The 15,905-nt window shown below is 68.4% G+C and carries 15 protein-coding genes; 5 read left to right on the top strand and 10 right to left on the bottom strand.

Features of this window, described 5'->3' with window-relative positions:
- Positions 1–89 precede the first annotated feature (89 nt).
- Positions 90–539: a hypothetical protein gene (locus ACWCPQ_RS33515; protein WP_449906677.1), complete on the top strand. Its 450-nt coding sequence runs from the start codon at positions 90–92 to the stop codon at positions 537–539.
- Between the two features lie 23 nt (positions 540–562).
- Here the strand turns inward: ACWCPQ_RS33515 and ACWCPQ_RS33510 are convergent, their stop codons facing one another.
- From ACWCPQ_RS33510 to ACWCPQ_RS33495, 4 genes are all read right to left on the bottom strand, one after another.
- The gene (locus ACWCPQ_RS33510) at positions 563–1,279 is read right to left on the bottom strand and encodes a DUF1906 domain-containing protein (RefSeq protein ID WP_449906674.1); all 717 of its coding nucleotides are present in this window, start codon (positions 1,277–1,279) and stop codon (positions 563–565) included.
- 214 nt (positions 1,280–1,493) lie between these two features.
- Complete coding sequence (locus tag ACWCPQ_RS33505) at positions 1,494–2,657, bottom strand: hypothetical protein (protein ID WP_449906671.1); 1,164 nt, start codon at positions 2,655–2,657, stop codon at positions 1,494–1,496.
- A gap of 60 nt (positions 2,658–2,717) precedes the next feature.
- Positions 2,718–3,308 (bottom strand): CHAP domain-containing protein, encoded by a 591-nt coding sequence (locus ACWCPQ_RS33500; protein ID WP_449906703.1) that lies wholly within the window; start codon positions 3,306–3,308, stop codon positions 2,718–2,720.
- A gap of 107 nt (positions 3,309–3,415) precedes the next feature.
- Positions 3,416–4,882, bottom strand: coding sequence for an MFS transporter (locus ACWCPQ_RS33495; protein ID WP_449906668.1), 1,467 nt, complete (start codon positions 4,880–4,882; stop codon positions 3,416–3,418).
- Between the two features lie 74 nt (positions 4,883–4,956).
- Between ACWCPQ_RS33495 and ACWCPQ_RS33490 the strand changes: the two genes are divergently transcribed.
- The gene (locus ACWCPQ_RS33490) at positions 4,957–5,478 is read left to right on the top strand and encodes a MarR family winged helix-turn-helix transcriptional regulator (protein WP_449906665.1); all 522 of its coding nucleotides are present in this window, start codon (positions 4,957–4,959) and stop codon (positions 5,476–5,478) included.
- A 52-nt stretch (positions 5,479–5,530) separates the two neighbouring features.
- Complete coding sequence (locus tag ACWCPQ_RS33485) at positions 5,531–6,121, top strand: TerD family protein (protein WP_449906662.1); 591 nt, start codon at positions 5,531–5,533, stop codon at positions 6,119–6,121.
- 12 nt (positions 6,122–6,133) lie between these two features.
- Here ACWCPQ_RS33485 and ACWCPQ_RS33480 read toward each other — a convergent pair whose 3' ends face one another.
- The 4 genes from ACWCPQ_RS33480 to ACWCPQ_RS33465 form a co-directional block, all read right to left on the bottom strand.
- Entirely contained in the window at positions 6,134–6,547 is a 414-nt protein-coding gene (locus tag ACWCPQ_RS33480) for a TIGR03668 family PPOX class F420-dependent oxidoreductase (RefSeq protein ID WP_449906659.1), read from the bottom strand.
- Between the two features lie 43 nt (positions 6,548–6,590).
- On the bottom strand, positions 6,591–8,543 hold the full coding sequence (locus ACWCPQ_RS33475; RefSeq protein ID WP_449906656.1) for a vWA domain-containing protein: 1,953 nt from the start codon (positions 8,541–8,543) through the stop codon (positions 6,591–6,593).
- A gap of 28 nt (positions 8,544–8,571) precedes the next feature.
- On the bottom strand, positions 8,572–9,969 hold the full coding sequence (locus ACWCPQ_RS33470) for a sigma 54-interacting transcriptional regulator (RefSeq protein ID WP_449906653.1): 1,398 nt from the start codon (positions 9,967–9,969) through the stop codon (positions 8,572–8,574).
- A gap of 91 nt (positions 9,970–10,060) precedes the next feature.
- Positions 10,061–10,699 carry a maleylpyruvate isomerase family mycothiol-dependent enzyme gene (locus tag ACWCPQ_RS33465; RefSeq protein ID WP_449906650.1) on the bottom strand — a complete coding sequence of 213 codons (639 nt, stop codon included), beginning with the start codon at positions 10,697–10,699 and terminating at the stop codon, positions 10,061–10,063.
- Between the two features lie 502 nt (positions 10,700–11,201).
- On the opposite strand from ACWCPQ_RS33465, the gene ACWCPQ_RS33460 reads away from it, so the two are divergent.
- Positions 11,202–11,939 carry a hypothetical protein gene (locus ACWCPQ_RS33460; RefSeq protein WP_449906648.1) on the top strand — a complete coding sequence of 246 codons (738 nt, stop codon included), beginning with the start codon at positions 11,202–11,204 and terminating at the stop codon, positions 11,937–11,939.
- A gap of 24 nt (positions 11,940–11,963) precedes the next feature.
- On the opposite strand, the gene ACWCPQ_RS33455 is transcribed toward ACWCPQ_RS33460, so the two are convergent.
- Both ACWCPQ_RS33455 and ACWCPQ_RS33450 read right to left on the bottom strand, forming a co-directional pair.
- On the bottom strand, positions 11,964–13,010 hold the full coding sequence (locus ACWCPQ_RS33455; protein ID WP_449906646.1) for a nitronate monooxygenase: 1,047 nt from the start codon (positions 13,008–13,010) through the stop codon (positions 11,964–11,966).
- Between the two features lie 222 nt (positions 13,011–13,232).
- Positions 13,233–15,131, bottom strand: a complete 1,899-nt coding sequence (locus ACWCPQ_RS33450) for an alkyl/aryl-sulfatase (RefSeq protein ID WP_449906643.1) — start codon at positions 15,129–15,131, stop codon at positions 13,233–13,235.
- A 186-nt stretch (positions 15,132–15,317) separates the two neighbouring features.
- On the opposite strand from ACWCPQ_RS33450, the gene ACWCPQ_RS33445 reads away from it, so the two are divergent.
- Positions 15,318–15,788: an SRPBCC family protein gene (locus ACWCPQ_RS33445; RefSeq protein ID WP_449906640.1), complete on the top strand. Its 471-nt coding sequence runs from the start codon at positions 15,318–15,320 to the stop codon at positions 15,786–15,788.
- The last annotated feature ends 117 nt before the right edge of the window (positions 15,789–15,905 follow it).

Here is a 15,905-nt window from a genome sequence, read left to right as displayed (position 1 = left end):
CGGTGCCGCGGCCCGCATAGACTCGGGATCATGCAGCACTCGGAATCGGACTGCCGGATCGACCCAGGCGTCGCCGCGACCAGGTGGTGGTGCCGGACGACCGGGTCGCGCCGATGACCGCCGCCGTGGACGAGGGCGCGCCCACCCGTTCGCGCCGGGCCGCACTGGCGGCCGGGGTTCTCGGCCCGCTGCTGATCGTCGTCCTGATCGTGGACGCGGTGGTCACGCTGATACTGGAAGTGCTCTATCTGCCGCTCTATATCGGTGGTGTCGCGGTACCGCTGGCCGCGCTGGTCGCCGCGCCGGTGAATGTGGCGCTGGTCTGGGCGGCCGCGACGGTGACGACCCGGTCGACCGTGTTGTTCCTGCCGATCGCCGCCTGGCTGGCCGCCTTCCTGATCGCGGCGAGCCGGGGACCGGGCGGGGACGTCCCGTTGCGCAGCGATCTACCGACGCTGCTGCTGTTCCTGTGCGGAACGGTGGCACCGCTGGTCTACATGTACGTGGCCGCCAACCGGTCCAAACGTCCGCTGCGCTGAGCCGTCGTGCGCCGGAGGCGTTCTCACCAGGCGCCGTACTCCGGGACGAGGATGTCGTTCACGTCCACCCCGATCCCGTCGACCGTGCGATCGTCGATCTCGAACTGGTGCAGATGCGCGGCCGGGTGGACGTACCCCGGCGCGGTCCCCCAGTCGTGCTGCCAGAACCACGCGCCCACACCGGCCGTACGGGCCAGGTCTATGGTCGGCGCGTTGGCGTACACACCGGTGTTCTCTCGCCCGATCACCGCCTGCCAGCCGAGCAGATAGGGCAGGATCATGGTCGCGAATTCCACCGGGTTCGGATTGTCGTCGATCGACGCGTAGATCGGCCGGTTGTCCGGCCCGCCCGCGGCCCGGTGCAGGGCCAGTCCGCGCTCCGCGTGCTGGCGGCCCGCGTCGTATCCACCCCGCCAGTCGGCGGTCGGTCCCTTGCCGAACTGGTAGCAGGACACGATCCGCAGCCCGGCCGCCCGCAGATTCTCGACCTCATCCGCCAGCAACGGTTTTCCGGCCATCCATTCCGCTCCCGGCCGGCGATCGGATACGTACCGGATGACACCGGTGTGCCCCGCCGCCCGGATGGCCGCCGCGGACGGCACACCCCCGGCGTAATCGAGCAGGGTCCCCAGCGAGGCGGCACCGGCACGCGGGGTTCCGAGGGCCGATCCCACGGCGCCCGCGGCGACGGCGGCAGCCGTACAACCGAGCAGAGCACGACGAGACAGTGCAGAAACCATCGCGGACTCCTTCGCACCCCGGGTGAACGAAACGGCGTGCCCGGCGCACCTTCCCCTGAGCACACGTGCGCCGGAGCCTCGAACGTGCCGCTATTCCACCACACCCACCCCCGAACCGCCATCACCGACAACACCGAACAACACCGGTTTCGAACCCACCTCAATGGCGGGGTCACGAGGGGCCCCGCCCGCCCCGCCGGCGGCGGGGGCGTAACTACAGCAGGCGGTCGATCCGTTCCCCCACGTCCAGCGTTCGGGTGGCCGGATCGGCGAGTTCACCCCGGACCACCCGGACCACCTGCGCGATGATCTGTTTCTTGATCCCCGCCAGTACCCCCAGTACCGCCGCGCGCATGCCCTGGGCCGCGTATTCGAGGCGGATGTTCTCCCGGATCGGCGGGTCGACCTCGACCACGATGAGCAGGGGGTCGGCGGCGTGGGCGGTGAGTCGTAGCGGTATCTCGATATCGGCGCGGTAGTGGTTGTTCTTGAGGACGCTGACCGTGATGTCCAGCGAGACCGGGACCAGGAGATCGAATCGGACCAGGGCGGGGTCGCCGTCGGCCGCGGCGGCTTCCGGTATCCGGTCGGTGAGTTCCGGGCGGCCGACCTCACCGTGGACCGTGACCTCCGCCGCCGCCCGGGGTCCGGCCCGCATCGGGCCGATCTCGATCTGCCGGTCGGCCAGGTGGGTCACGAATTGTTCGAGGCGGTCGCGGGTGACGATGCGCGGGAAGAAGCGCCGGCCGAATTCCGCGTAGTCGATCCAACCGAATTCGGTGCGGGTGCGGTGCGGTGAGCGTTCGCGGGCGACGATGGCCTCGATATCGTAGATGCGGCTGCGCATGACGCCCGGGTCGCGCAGCATTGCGTTGACGCGGTGGGCGACTTCGCGTTGCAGGAACCCGGCGATGGGGTCCAACAGCCATTCGGCTACCGAGTCCGCGGCGGACAGGCGCAGCAGGACACTCACGTCCGTGGGCTCCACCCGGGGTATGTCGATCACGATGAGCAGCGGGTCGGCGGTGCGGGCGTGGAAGGTGAGGCCGATGGACATCACGGTTTCCGACCGCAGCGGTTTGCCGCCGAGCAGTATCTTGACCCGCAGCGAGATCGGTATCCGCACGTCGAAGGCGATATCGTCGCCGCGACGCTCCACTGTCGGGCGGTCGATCCGGCCTTCGGCCAGGAATCCGGCGAGCCCGGCCGGTGCCAGGTTGACCGGTCCGATGGTCAGTCCGCGCCCGGTGATCCCGGCGACCGCCGCTTCGATCCGCTGTTCGGTCACCGCGTGGGTGACGAACCGCCTGCCGAATTCGGCGTAGTCGATCCATCCCGGGTCGCCTACTTCGATCGGTTCCATGAGTCGTTCCGACACCTCTACCTCCACCGGATGCTGGCCACGCTACGCGATGAAGGTATCGATCCGGCAGGGCCGTCACCAGCCGGGTGACAGTCTCCCGTAACCGACGATATGGATATCGGGCACGGCGGCGGGGTTCCAGCGTTCGATTCCGACCGCGTCGCCCTCGTTACCGCCGATCGTGGTGAGTGTGCCGTTGTCGGCGGCGAGCACGATATTGGTGTGCTGGCCGTATCTGCTCTCGGGGCTGTAGAGGATCACGTCGCCGGTGACCGGCCGGTATCCCGATCCGGCGGCGGCGAAGCGCCCGGTTTTCGTGTAGTACTCCTGCAGGGTGTATACGCCCGGGATCCGCCAGGAGCCCGAGTTCGGATTGGCCAGTGGTGTGCCGGCTGCCCGGAGCACCCAGCTCACGAAGTTCGCGCACCACGGTTCCTCGTTGCCCTCCGAATAGCCCGGCCCGGTGCGGGGGTCGGCGAATTCGGCGGCAGCGGCGTCGACGACCCGTGTCTGTGCCGGGGTGAGCGCCGTGCGGTCGATCGCGGGGAACGAGGTGAGTCGTTCGCCGACCAGCCCGTCGGAGGAGCCGGAGAGCGAACAGCCGCCGAGTCCGAGAGCGGCGGCCAGTAGCAGGAGCGTGGCGGTGAATCGTAGTGATTTTCGCAGCCGACCGTCGAACGGCGATCCGACCATGCCCACACCCCTTGTTCCGGAACATCTTCCCCGAGCGCCTTACCGGCTCCCGCCACACCCAGCATGCCGGATCGCACCGATCACGCCGAGCGGTTTTCCTGTGCCTGGGTTTCCGGCTGTCCGGCGTCGCCGCGAGCGGGAATGAGGGCGGTGAGGGCGATGGCGACGCAGGCCGCGGTGACCGAGATGAAGAAGGCGGTCTGGAACGCGTCGCGGGAGGGCATCGGATGTGTGCCGACCGTGACGGTCATATTGGCCAGGACCGCGCTCATCACCGCCGCCGAGGTGGAGGTACCGACCGACCGCATGAGCGCGTTGAGTCCGTTGGCGGCGGCGGTTTCGGTGATCGGTACCGCGCCCATGATCAGCGCGGGCATCGCCGCGTAGCCGAGTCCGACGCCGCCCGCCACCAGCACCGACGCGATCATGATCTGCCAGACACTGTCCATCAGTGCCGCCGCGCACAGATAGCCCAGGCCGATCACCGCCGAACCCACTCCGAGGGTGAGTTTGGGGCCGAAGCGCGCCGAGATGCGGGCGGAGACCGGTGAGAGCAGCATCATCACGCATCCGCTGGGCGCGAGGGCGAGTCCGGCTGCCACCATGGACAATCCGAGGCCGTAGCCGGTTTCCGCGGGCGCCATGAGCAGTTGGGGGAAGCTCAGGGACATGCCGTAGAGCGCGAAGCCCACGGCGATCGAGGCGATATTGGTGAAGAGCACCCGGGGCCGCGCCGAGACCCGCAGGTCGACCAGGGGGTGCCGGCGTCGGAGTTCGTAGCGGCCCCAGCCGAGGAACACCAGGATCGACACCGCGAAAAGGGTCATGATCGATGGGCTGGTCCAACCCCATTGCGCGCCCTGGGTGATCGCCGTGAGCAGCGCGAGCAGGGCGGTGGCCAGTCCGGCGGCACCGCCGAAGTCGAAGGGAGCCGGGGTGCGGACCGGCGATTCCGGTACGAACCGGAAGATCAGCAGCGCACCCGCGCCGCCCATTGCCGCGGCCGCCCAGAAGAGAACATGCCAGTCGGCGTGTTCGGCGATCAGCGCGGCGAGCGGCAGTCCGATCGCACCACCCACGCCGAGCGTGGAGCTCATCACCGCCATCGCGGAACCGACGCGTTCGGGCGGGAGCTCGTCTCGCAGGATGCTGATGCCCAGCGGAATCGCCCCGATCGCCACGCCCTGCAGGGCACGTCCGGCCACCGAGGGCAGCAGTGACGAGGACATCGCGCACAGCACCGAACCGATGATCATGGCCGACAGATCGACCAGCAGGATGCGGCGTTTGCCGAACATATCGCCCAGCCTGCCGCTGATCGGAGTGCACACCGCGGAGGCCAGGAGAGTGACCGTGATGACCCAGGAGGCGTTGGTGGTGGTCGTGTTCAGGAGGGTGGGCAGGCTGGGGATGAGCGGAACGACCAGAGTCTGCATGAGCGAGACGACGATGCCGATGGTGCTCAGGGTGGCCACCAGCACGGTCGGTGTGGCGCGGGGACGATCCCGTTCGTCGGATCTGGACGGGTCGTCGGCCACAGCAGTCACGAATATGCACGTTACATACCCTGTGTATCGTGCACAATTTTGTATTCGGGCGAAACAGGCGACATAGTGTCCGAATGTCCGATTCGGCTGCACTGCCCGCCCCCACCGCGGCGGACCGCCGGGATCCCGCCGTCCTGGCGCGGCTCGTCCTGGAACTGAACCTGCTGTCCCGGCAGTACCCGGCCGCCCGCCGGAATTCGCCGTTCCAGCTGGACAGATCCGCGTATCTGATCCTGACCAGACTGCGGCTGGGCGATCCGCTGTCCCTGCGCGAACTGGCCGAAGCGTTCGGACTGGATGTATCCACCGTCAACCGTCAGGTCGCCGCCATGCTGGACCAGGATCTGGTGGAACGGGTGCCGGATCCCGACGGCGGGGTCGCCCGCAAGGTCCGCCCCAGCGAAAAAGGTCTGCGGCTGTTCGAGGCCGATCTCGCTCTGCAACGCCGCGGTGTCGGCTCGGTGCTCACCGGCTGGCCCGACGCGGAAGTCGAAGAGCTGGTCCGGCTGCTGGGACGATTCAACGAAGGAGTCGAAGGACTCGCCCGCCACCCGTGGCCGCGGCCCAACCCGAACACCGGTTACCCGCTCCTCTGACCGTGAACTCGGTGCTCACCCGGTGTTATCCGGCAGCCGGTACCGTTGAGCCATGATCACGCTCAAAAAGGAAGACGGCGCAGCGGATCTCGCGGGGATCGCCAAGCTGAGTGTCGGTGTCAGCTGGGATCCCTCCGCGGGCGCCAGTGGTGGTGCGCTCGGCTGGGCGCGCCGCAAGAAGGGTGTCGACCTGGACCTGATCGCCATTCTCATGCAGGGCAGCGAACCGGTCCGTTTCGCCGGACTGGATTCGCTGGACCCGCTGGGCAACGGCTCGGTGCAGCACTCCGGTGACGAACAGACCGGCGCGGCGGCCGGGGACGACGAAACCGTCCACGTGACCTTCGCCGAGATCCCTGGCGGTATCGACGCCATCGTCTTCGTCGCGGCCGCGTTCAAGAAGGGCGCCTCTTTCGAGAAGGCGAACAACATCTCCTTCAAGGTCTACGACGCCACCGGCGGCAACAGTCAGCAGGTGGCCGATATCTGGCCGTCGCTGCTGGGCAACGACAATGCCAACGCCGTGGCCCGCGCGTTCCGCAACGGCGATATCTGGCAGCTCGAGGTACTCAATCGCAAAGGCAAGATCAAACAGGGCGACAAGCAGGCGCTGCTGCGCTTCGCCATGGGCGGCGGTTCCTGAACCTGCGCGTGATCAGTTCGCCGCCCAGCCGGACCAGCGCGTGATATCCAGCGCCAGCACCGGTCCGGGCGGCGGCTCCGACACATAGACGGGGTAGCGCGCGGTCAGGTGTTCCAGACCCGCGCGCGCCTCGTCGCCCGCCGCGATACGTGCCGTGCCGTCGGCGCGTACCCACCACAGCCGCGACCAGTCCTCGTCGTAGAAATCGGTCAGTACGGCGATCTCCGGGTTCGCTTCGATATTGGCGAGCCGGCGCAGCGCCGTGGTCGATTTCGGTTTGGCGTCGACCGCGGTGTACACGGTATCGCCGGCGAGCGCGAACACTATCGGCACGAGATGCGGTGTGCCCGCGACGGTGACCGTGGCGAGCCGGGCTATCCGCGCCCCGGCGAACCGCTCCCGCGCCCCCGCCGGATCCAACCGCATCAGCACTCCTCGCTCGCGGGCCCCACCCGGCTACTGCACCGGGTCAACTCCGCCGGCCCCGCAGATAGTCGCTGACCACGGCGGCACCGAGCCCGTCCAGATCGGGCGCCACCACGCGGCCGCCGCTGCGCCGGGCCAGCAGATCGACGAAAGCGGCCAGCCGCGGTTCGTCTCCCAGCATGAACACCGAGATCGACGCACCCAACCGGGCGAGCGAATCCACCTGGGTCATGGTCACGGCCAGCGTCCGCCGATCCGGCGGCCAGTTGAAGTAGGCCGTACCGTCCGACTCCAGATGCGCGGTCGGCTCACCGTCGGTGACCACCAGCACGACCGGCACAGCGTCGGGGTGGCGGCGCAGATGCCGATCGGCCAGCAACAGCGCGTGGTGCAGATTCGTCCCCTGCTCCCACACCGGTTCCAGCCCGGTCAGTTCGGTGATGTCCACCGTTGCGGCGTGCCGCCCGAAGGTGATCAGTTCCAGGGCGTCGGACCGGAAACGGGTGCTGATCAGATGCTGCAGGGCCAGTGCCGTCCGTTTCATCGGAACCCACCGTCGGTCCTGCACCATCGACCACGAGGTGTCGACGCACAGCGCGACCGCCGCCCGGGACCGCTGCTCGGTTTCGGCGATCTCCACATCCGCGACGTCCAGCGTTACCGACGGACTGCCGGTGGATGCCGAACGCAGGACCGCGTTGCGCACGGTGCGCGAGACGTCCCACGGTTCGGTATCGCCGAACTCCCACGGCCGGCTCGCGCCGGTCGGTTCCCCCGCCGCACCCGCCAGCGCGGTTTCGCGCTGGCCCTTGCGACTGCGCAGTTTCCCGACGATATCGCGGAGCGCGACCTCGCCGAGCTGCCGCAGCGCCTTCGGGGTCAAGCGCAGTGAACCGTCCGGAGCCCGCTCGAACATGCCCTGCCGCCGCAGTTCCCGTTCCAGTTCGGCCAGCCGGGCCGCGTCCACCCGGGCCTCGGCGCCGAGCTGCCGCTCCAGCATCTCCAGATCGATATCCTCCAGCCGCGCACCGGGATAGGACTGCGCTAGCGCGGCCGCGAGTTCGTCGAGTTCGCCCAGATCCTGCATGGCCGCCACGGCGTCGCCCATGCCCAGCGGATCCTCGCCGCGGAAACGCCGTGCCGACTCCCAGTCCTGTCCGGGACGCAGCGCGCGCAGATTCGCATCGAGATCGGCGATCTGCTGCGCTATCCGCGGATCCCCGAACGCCTGCCCGACGAGATCGTCGAGTTCCGCGCGCTGCTGCGCCGACATCGAATTCATCATCCGCTGGGCCGCCGCCGAACGTGCGGCCAGCGCATCGATCAATTCCTCGGTATCGCGCGGGTTCTCCGGGAAGAGCTCGCCGTGTTCGGCCATGAACTCGGCGAACTGCCGATCGGTGTTCTCGCCGCGCGCATGGGCGGCGAGGAGATCGTTGAGATCCGACATCATCTGCCGAACCCGCTCCACATCCTGTGGTGTCGCGTTCTGCAGCGCCTGCTTCATTCCCCGGAACCTGGATTCGAGCAGTTCCTCGCCGAGCAGGTCACCGATCTTGCGGTAGTTCTCCCGGCCGGTCTCCGAACGCCACGGGTATTCGGCGAGCTCGTTCACCGCACCGGCCGTACTCGACGGCAGTGCGTCCAAACGCAATTCGGCGAAGCGGGCGTCGTCGGAGGGGTCCGGGAACAGCGCGCGCCGCTCGGCGTCGAGCGCGGCGTCCAGCAGTTCCCGTACCTGCTGCAGGGTGCCGTCCAGGCGGTGGGACCGCGAGATCTCGGCCCGCCGCTCCCAGAGCCGGCGCGTGATCTCCTCCAGCCCGGGCATACCGGACGTGCCGCGCCGCAACAGTTCCTCGAGCGCCGAACGTGGCGAGGAACCTTCCATCACCTCACGCCCGATCTCCGATAGCGCCTCCCGCAGATCGAGCGGGGGCGCCAGCGGATCGGGCCCTTCGTGATAGGGCCCGTAGGAGTATCGGTCGGACGCTGTCATCACACCTCTTCGAAACCGGATGCCGCGGTCATCCGCCGTACACCGCACTGCCCTCGTCGTCGGAATCCTTGGCCACCTGCCGCGCCAGATACAGGGATTCCAGGGCGAATTCGACCGCCGCGGCGATCCGTTGCGGCGGATCACCCGCCGCCACACCCAGCCGCAACGCCACTTCGTGCAATACCGGCAGCTCCGGCAGCGCGGACAGGACCGCAGTGCCGGGCACGCGTTCGCCCGTGGTCACCAGATGGCCCTCGTCCACCGCGTCGGCCAGCGGCCGCAGATCCAGTCCGCCGAGCCGGTCCCGAGCGGTATCGGCGAAGGCCCGCCGCAGCATATGGGTGAGATGCTCCTGTTCACGGCCCTCCTCACCGGATTCGAATTCCAGTTTCCCACGCAGTACCGCCGGCACCGATTCCAGATCCACCGGCCGGGCCACCGCCGGATTCTCCCCGGTCAGCGCGGCCCGCCGCAGCGCCGCCGCGGCCACGGTCTCGGCGGCCGCCACCGCGAAGCGGGCCGATACGCCCGAACGCTGGTCGATGGCCGGGGATTCGCGCAACCGCCGCACGAAGCGGGCCAGCACCTCGATCAACGGATCACCCACCTCGGCGACCAGTTCGGCTTCCTGCCGCACCAGCGCCATCTCCGCTTCGACGGTCAGCGGGTAGTGCGTGCGGATCTCGGCGCCGAACCGGTCCTTCAGCGGTGTGATGATCCGGCCGCGGTTGGTGTAGTCCTCGGGGTTGGCGGTCGCGACCAGCAGCACGTCCAGCGGTAGCCGCAGGGTGTAGCCGCGCACCTGGATATCGCGCTCCTCCATGACATTCAGCAGCGCGACCTGGATTCGTTCGGCGAGGTCGGGCAGTTCGTTGACCGCCACGATCCCCCGGTGCGCGCGCGGCACCAGCCCGAAATGGATGGTCTCGGGATCGCCCAGGCTGCGCCCCTCGGCGACCTTCACCGGGTCCACATCGCCGATGAGGTCACCCACCGAGGTATCCGGCGTCGCCAGTTTCTCGGCGTAGCGCTGCGAGCGGTGCCGCCACGCCACGGGCAGATCGTCGCCCAGTTCGGCGGCCAGCCGGCGCCCCTGCGGGCTGATCGGTTCCAGCGGATGCTCTCCCAGTTCCGCGCCCTCGATCACCGGGGTCCATTCGTCGAGCAATTCGACGACGGTCCGCAGCAGGCGGGTCTTGCCCTGGCCCCGCTCACCGAGCAGCACCACATCGTGACCCGCCAGCAACGCACGCTCCAATTGCGGCAGCACGGTGCGATCGAAGCCGACGATCCCGGGCCACGGATCGTCGCCCGACCCCAGCCGGGCCAGCAGATTCTCCCGGATCTCGGCCTTCACACTTCGCGGCGCGTACCCGGCCGCCCGCAACGCGCCCGCTGTGGCGGGCAGGTCTGTTGGCACAGTCACCTCATCGACGCTACGACGATTTCGCCCATCGGTCGACAGTTACCACCACGGACCTGCCGCCCGGCGCTCTCCCGGCGGCGCCACGAGGGCCTCAGGAGGTGCCGGCTTCGAGCCGCCTTCGCAGCGTATCCACGCCGTCGCCGTGCAGATCGGCGACCGCGATCGCCCGCGCCGAGGCCGCCAGCAGCAGCGACAACAGCGGGCCGCGCACCTGCGGCCCCGACCCCGAGGTGAACTCCGCGTCCTCGGCCACCAGGGTGAGCCCGGCGGCGAGTTCCTTCCCGCCGCCGAACCCCGCCGAGGTCCGCAACTGCAACCGCAATGCGTCGGCCGTGGCCTGCTCCGGGTACGCGCGGGTGATCCCCAGCGGCCGCCGGATGTCCTCCCCGTGCACGATCATCTCGACCAGTCTGCTGTCGCGCGGGGCGGGCGGGCTCACCGTACGGTCCAGTACCGCCCGGAGCCGGTCCAGCGTCTCGGCGGGTGTCGCGGCGCGTTCGCGTTCGACACCGTTCTCGGTGAACCGGTCGAAATCGAAGCGGGCCCGGGCGAACTGCAGGCAGAACACCGGTACCGACGTTTTCGCGGTGGCCACGATATGCGCGAGTACATCGTGCACGGTCCAGCCCGAGCACAACGACCGAGTCGCCCACTGCTCGGCGGTGAGTCCTTCGAGATCCGCTATGAGCGCCGTCCGCTCGGACCGGACGGTCGGCCACACGTTCTCCACAGTGCCTCCAGATCGGCTCGGACCCCGGTTCGGCGGGGTGACGAACCGCACACTACGGATCGGCACCGACACAACCGCTCGCCCCGCGCCGGAATCCTGCGCATCCAGGAGGTCCGGCCACCGGCCGCGCCCACAGCAGGGCATAAGACGGTGCCGACATCCAGCCGCAGCGGCACCCTCTCTCCGTGCAGGTCGGCGATCGTTAGGCCGCGCCGGCCGGGGCCGCCGGCACGATCATCTCGACCCAGCGAACTGTCGCCGGGGGCAGGCGGGACCCGTATGAGCGCTGGGCGAATACGGCAGGGCGACCAGCCCGGCAACGACCGCGGAGAGACCATGGCACACCGCCCGCCGCCGGCGCACCCGCGGCAGCGAGTGACAGACATCATGCAGCGCTGGCAGGATTCGATCAGGTTGCGCTGCGGCCGCAACTGCCAGCTGAAAAACTGGATCTTCACCGCCTTGCCGGGAGGCCTTACGGCAAAGGAAATGCGCCTACAGCATGGAAACCCCCATCACCAGTATGAAAGCCGTCACGAAACGACTCGCCGACGCTTTGCACCGCTACTGCGACAGACTCGAAAACAAGCACACCTCCGGCGCGGCCGACAACTCACGTACAGCCGCGAAAATTTTCGGCGACACCGACCCCCGGACCATGCCGATCGGCAACCCCATCAAGAGCCCCACCCCTTCCCTCCCCGTTCCCGGCCTCGACGGACCGGTCGTGCTCAGCGGCTGGGAAGCACTCGACGAGCTCGCCAGAACCTATGGCGACCGCATAGTTTTCCACGGCTCCCCGGTCCCCATCCACACACTGAAACCCCGACAGAGCAGCTGGTCCAAACGTATCGAAGACCCGGACGGCGACCCGGTCACCGTCAAATACCTCGACGGCGCACCAGCCATCAGCGCCGACTCCGAGTTCATGGTCCCCATGTTCTTCGCTCTGTTCAAAAAGCGTGCTGGAACGGGCTACTGGTTGAACACCGACGGCACACGCTCCTATCGAGTCGTGAACACCTCGAAAGAACGTGCGCACGAATACACCGGTTACGTCCATGTCATGAGCAGTGAGTATTTCAATATGGTCGACCTCGCGGCCCCGGAAGGCTGGCCCGATCCCCTCGTACGGGCCCGCGACCCTGAACTACGCTCCTACGAGGACGTCCCGGTTCTGGCCATCGTCAAAGTCGACCTGGACGATTTCCCGCTCCCGATCCAGAACTTCGGCATCTGAGCCCCGGCCACCAGCACTTACCCCTCAGCCGCGTGCCGCCCCGGACACCCGGGCTTCGTTCCACAGCCGCCGCACAATCGCCCCTGTCGAATCCTGGGCCGCCGCCCGGAACCCGGTCCCCGCCCACAGCGCCATGTCGCCGGCCATGTACTTCTCGGCCGCGGCTGCCCGGATCGGACTGGTCAGGTGATGGATCTGCGGGTACGCGGCCGGTGCGATGTGGTCGTATTCGGTGATGAAATCATTGGCCAGTCCCCGGGCGGGCCGGCCGGAGAACGCGCGTGTCACCACCGTCTCGGTGAATCGCGGATCGGCCAACGCGTCCTTGTGCGCCGTTCTCGTCCCGGATTCGGTACTGCGCAGGAACGCGGTACCGAGTTGGACGGCCACCGCCCCGTGCGCGAGGGCCTCGACGATGCATGACCCGTCGGAGATCCCGCCCGCGGCGACCACCGGCAACGGGCACCGGGCCGTGATCTCGTCGAGAAGATCGATCAGCGGTGTCGTACCCGGCTCGTCCTCGACCGCGAACGTCCCCCGGTGCCCACCGCCCTCCGGCCCCTGCAAGCACAGTGCGTCGACCTCCGCCGCCACCGCGGCGCGCGCCTCGTCCGGGGCGGTCACCGTCGCGATCACCGTGGACCCCGCGTCACGTAACCGCCGCACCGTTTCCGCCGGGGGCAGGCCGAAGGTCAGCGAGACGACCGGCACCCGCTGGTCGACCATGAGATCCACTTTCTCGGCGAACCGGTCGTCGTCGTATTCCCGGATCGCGGGTACCTCGATGCCGTAGCGGCGCGCGGTGTCCCCCAACTTCTCCCGGTACTGCTCCACCGCCGCGATATCGTACGAGTTCCGCTGCGGCACGAAGAGATTCACACCGAATGCCGTATCGGTACGCGCACGCACCTCACGGATCTGCAGCGCCACCGCTTCGGGGGTCTTGTACCCGGCCGCGAGGAACCCCAGGCCGCCCGCCGCCGCGACACCGGCCACCAGTTCCGGCGTCGAGGGCCCGCCCGCCATCGGCGCCGCCACGATCGGCACGGCGAGATCTCCGAATTCGAACACGATCCACCTCCACGTCGATACCGATTCGATCGGTACCCACCCTCCTCACTGCCCGGCACCGCACGACACCCGGGTGGGTACCACTGTTCCCTCCATCACGCGCCGGACCGCCTTCACGGTCCGCACGACATCGTCACCGCTGGTCGAGCAGCATCTCGCCGAAGTTCGCGTGGTCCGGCGGTCGGGTGTCGCCCACCGTCGGCGCCGTTCGGCCGTGCCGGCTCACGGGGTGACGATCGGGAAGGCGGGATCGAAATCGTCGAGTACCGAGGCAAGGTCGGTCAGCGCCCCGCTGTCACCGTCGAGCCGGATCGCGCCCGCCACCGCGAGGTCTCCGGCCCCGGCCGGTTTCAGCAGGACCCCGGTGAGCGCCTTCTTGGGGCCGCTGACCGTGAGCCGGGAGTCCGGCATCCGCCCGCGCCGGGCGTTGAGCACACCGCGGCGCACCCACATGGTCCACTGCTCGCCGAGGTCGGTGAAATCGAGCGTAATGCCGATATCGACACCGGTGGCCCGGTCTCCGACAATGTGGACCGCGACGAAATCGAAGAGGATCTCGATCGGCATGGCGAGGATGGAATCCTCGCTGGCCGTGACATACGGTGCCGGCTGCACACCGAGCCGCAGTTCCTTCGCGGCGCTCAGGAAGATTCCCCGCCACTGCGGGCCCTCGGCCTGGTATCCCAGCTGTTCGTAGGCGTCGGCCTGGAGTTCGCGCGCCGCGGTGTTGTCGGGCTCGGCGAAGACCAGCGCGTGCAGGATCTGCGCCGCCCAGCGGTAGTCGGCCGCCTCGACGGCGCGCTTGCCCTCGGCCAGGATGGCGTCGGCCCCGGCGAATTCGACGAAGCGGCGAGCCGATTCGACCGGTGGGTGCGGATACAACGAGACAGGGTCGCCGTCCCACATCCCCAGTTCCTTGGTGAACACGGCCCGGACATCGTGGTGCAGGGTGCCGTGGTAACCGCGGTTGGCCCAGTCGCGGCGCAGTTCCTCCGGTAGCTCGATCGCCTCGGCGGCCTCGAGCGGCGTGTACCCCTTGTTCGCCAGCCGCAGAGCCTGGTCGTGGATGTATTTGTAGGTATCACGCTGGGATTCGAGGAACCCGGTGATCCGGTCGTTGCCCCACACCGGCCAGGTGTGCGGACCGTAGTGCACCTCGGCCGCGTCGCCCCAGCGTTCCAGCGTCTCGTCCAGGTAGCGGGCGAAATTACGGGCGTCGCGGGTGCGTGCGCCGCGCAGGGTCTGGATATTGTGCAACGAATGGTTGGCGTTCTCCGCGCAGGTCAGCGCCGCGAACTGCGGGATCCAGATATGCATCTCCTCCGGCGCCTCGGTATCGGGCGCGTACAGGAACTCGAACTCCACCCCCGCGATCTCGCGTTTCGTACCCGTCTCGGTGATCAGGTCGGTGGGCGAGATGTAGGAGACCAGCGGGCCCGCGGTACTCATGATGCCGATCCCGCAGGTGAGGTGACCGCGCGCGTCGAGATCGAGCAGGCCACCGAAAGCGTAGAAGCTGCGCCGGGCCATCGCGTTACCGGCAATGACGTTCTCGCCGATGGCGTACTTGTCGAACTGATGTCCCGGCGCGATGACCGGCACCCTCCCGGAGGCGACATCCGCGGGGTCGACGACACCTTTCACGCCGCCGTAGTGGTCGACATGGGTGTGCGTGTAGATCACCGCGACCACCGGTTCATCGCTGACGTGTTCCCGGATCAGGTTCATTGCCTGCCGGGCCGATTCCACGCCCGCCATACAGTCGATCACGATCAGTCCCCCGTCGCCCTCCACCACGGTGAGGTTGGCGATATCGTTCCCACGCACCTGACAGACACCGTCGGTCACCCGGTACAGGCCACCGAGTTTGATCAACTGACTCTGCCGCCACAGGCTCGGATTCACCGATTCCGGCGCTGGATCGTCTTCGCCGATCCAGTCGAGCGCGTGTGGGTCGAAGACGACCGATCCCCCGTCATCCACGACATTGCCCGGGAGCTCGGCGATCAACCCCCGGCGCACGTCATCGAAATCCTGCCGGTTCGCCAGATCGTAGAATGCTGCCGCGTCGTGGTTGATCCGGGCTGTCGCCGCTGATGCGGGTCGGGGTTCGTAGCACATACCGGCTGTCCTCCCTGGTGAACGCGGTCGTTCGGCTCGCACAGCGTAGGCCGGGCCCCGGCGACCGGGGTTCGCCCGAAACGGGTGAACCGTGGCAGCGGTACCGGAGCCTCGTATCGATGCATAATGCCGGGGACCGTGGCGCAATCGGGACGTCGCGCCTACCTCCCCGCAGGAGAAGAGGGTATGTCCGATTCGAGTACGTTCGTCATCGAACGCGCGACCACCATCGCCGCCCCCGAACCCCGGATACGCGCACTCGTCGACGACTTCCATCATTGGCGTGACTGGTCGCCGTGGGAGGACGCCGACCCCGACCTGAACCGGGCCTACTCCGGTCCGGGATCAGGAGTCGGCGCCCGCTACGACTGGGCCGGCAACCGCAAGGCGGGTGCCGGAACCATGACGATCACCGCGTCGGAGCCGGGCCGGGTCGCTGTCGACCTGGCCTTCCGGAAACCGTTCAAGAATCGGAACGAGGTCACGTTCCTGCTGGTGCCGGCCGGCGACAGCACCGAGGTGACCTGGCGGATGACCGGTCGCAAGAATCTGTTCTTCAAGGTGTTCGGCTTCCTCTTCCCCATGGACCGATTCATCGGACCGGACTTCGAGAAGGGCCTTGTGCGGTTGAAGGGCCGGGCCGAGGCATCGGGCTGATCGCCGCGGTCGAGACCGGATGTCGTGAACAGCGGCGTGGGGGGGGGGGGGGGGGCCCGGGGCGCGCCCCCCCCCCGCGGGGCGGGGCGGGGGGCGGGGGGCGGGGGGGGGGGGGGT

The organism is Nocardia sp. NPDC001965 (assembly GCF_053594175.1).
Note: the sequence above shows the minus strand (reverse complement) of the source record. Positions and strands in the feature narration are given on the sequence as shown.

Excerpts from the sequence above, each read along its gene's own strand:
- ACWCPQ_RS33510 (WP_449906674.1), bottom strand. The coding sequence starts at position 1,279 with ATGGTTTCTGCACTGTCTCGTCGTGCTCTGCTCGGTTGTACGGCTGCC.
- ACWCPQ_RS33490 (WP_449906665.1), top strand. The coding sequence starts at position 4,957 with ATGTCCGATTCGGCTGCACTGCCCGCCCCCACCGCGGCGGACCGCCGG.
- ACWCPQ_RS33485 (WP_449906662.1), top strand. The coding sequence starts at position 5,531 with ATGATCACGCTCAAAAAGGAAGACGGCGCAGCGGATCTCGCGGGGATC.
- ACWCPQ_RS33480 (WP_449906659.1), bottom strand. The coding sequence starts at position 6,547 with ATGCGGTTGGATCCGGCGGGGGCGCGGGAGCGGTTCGCCGGGGCGCGG.
- ACWCPQ_RS33475 (WP_449906656.1), bottom strand. The coding sequence starts at position 8,543 with ATGACAGCGTCCGACCGATACTCCTACGGGCCCTATCACGAAGGGCCC.
- ACWCPQ_RS33460 (WP_449906648.1), top strand. The coding sequence starts at position 11,202 with ATGGAAACCCCCATCACCAGTATGAAAGCCGTCACGAAACGACTCGCC.
- ACWCPQ_RS33450 (WP_449906643.1), bottom strand. The coding sequence starts at position 15,131 with ATGTGCTACGAACCCCGACCCGCATCAGCGGCGACAGCCCGGATCAAC.
- ACWCPQ_RS33445 (WP_449906640.1), top strand. The coding sequence starts at position 15,318 with ATGTCCGATTCGAGTACGTTCGTCATCGAACGCGCGACCACCATCGCC.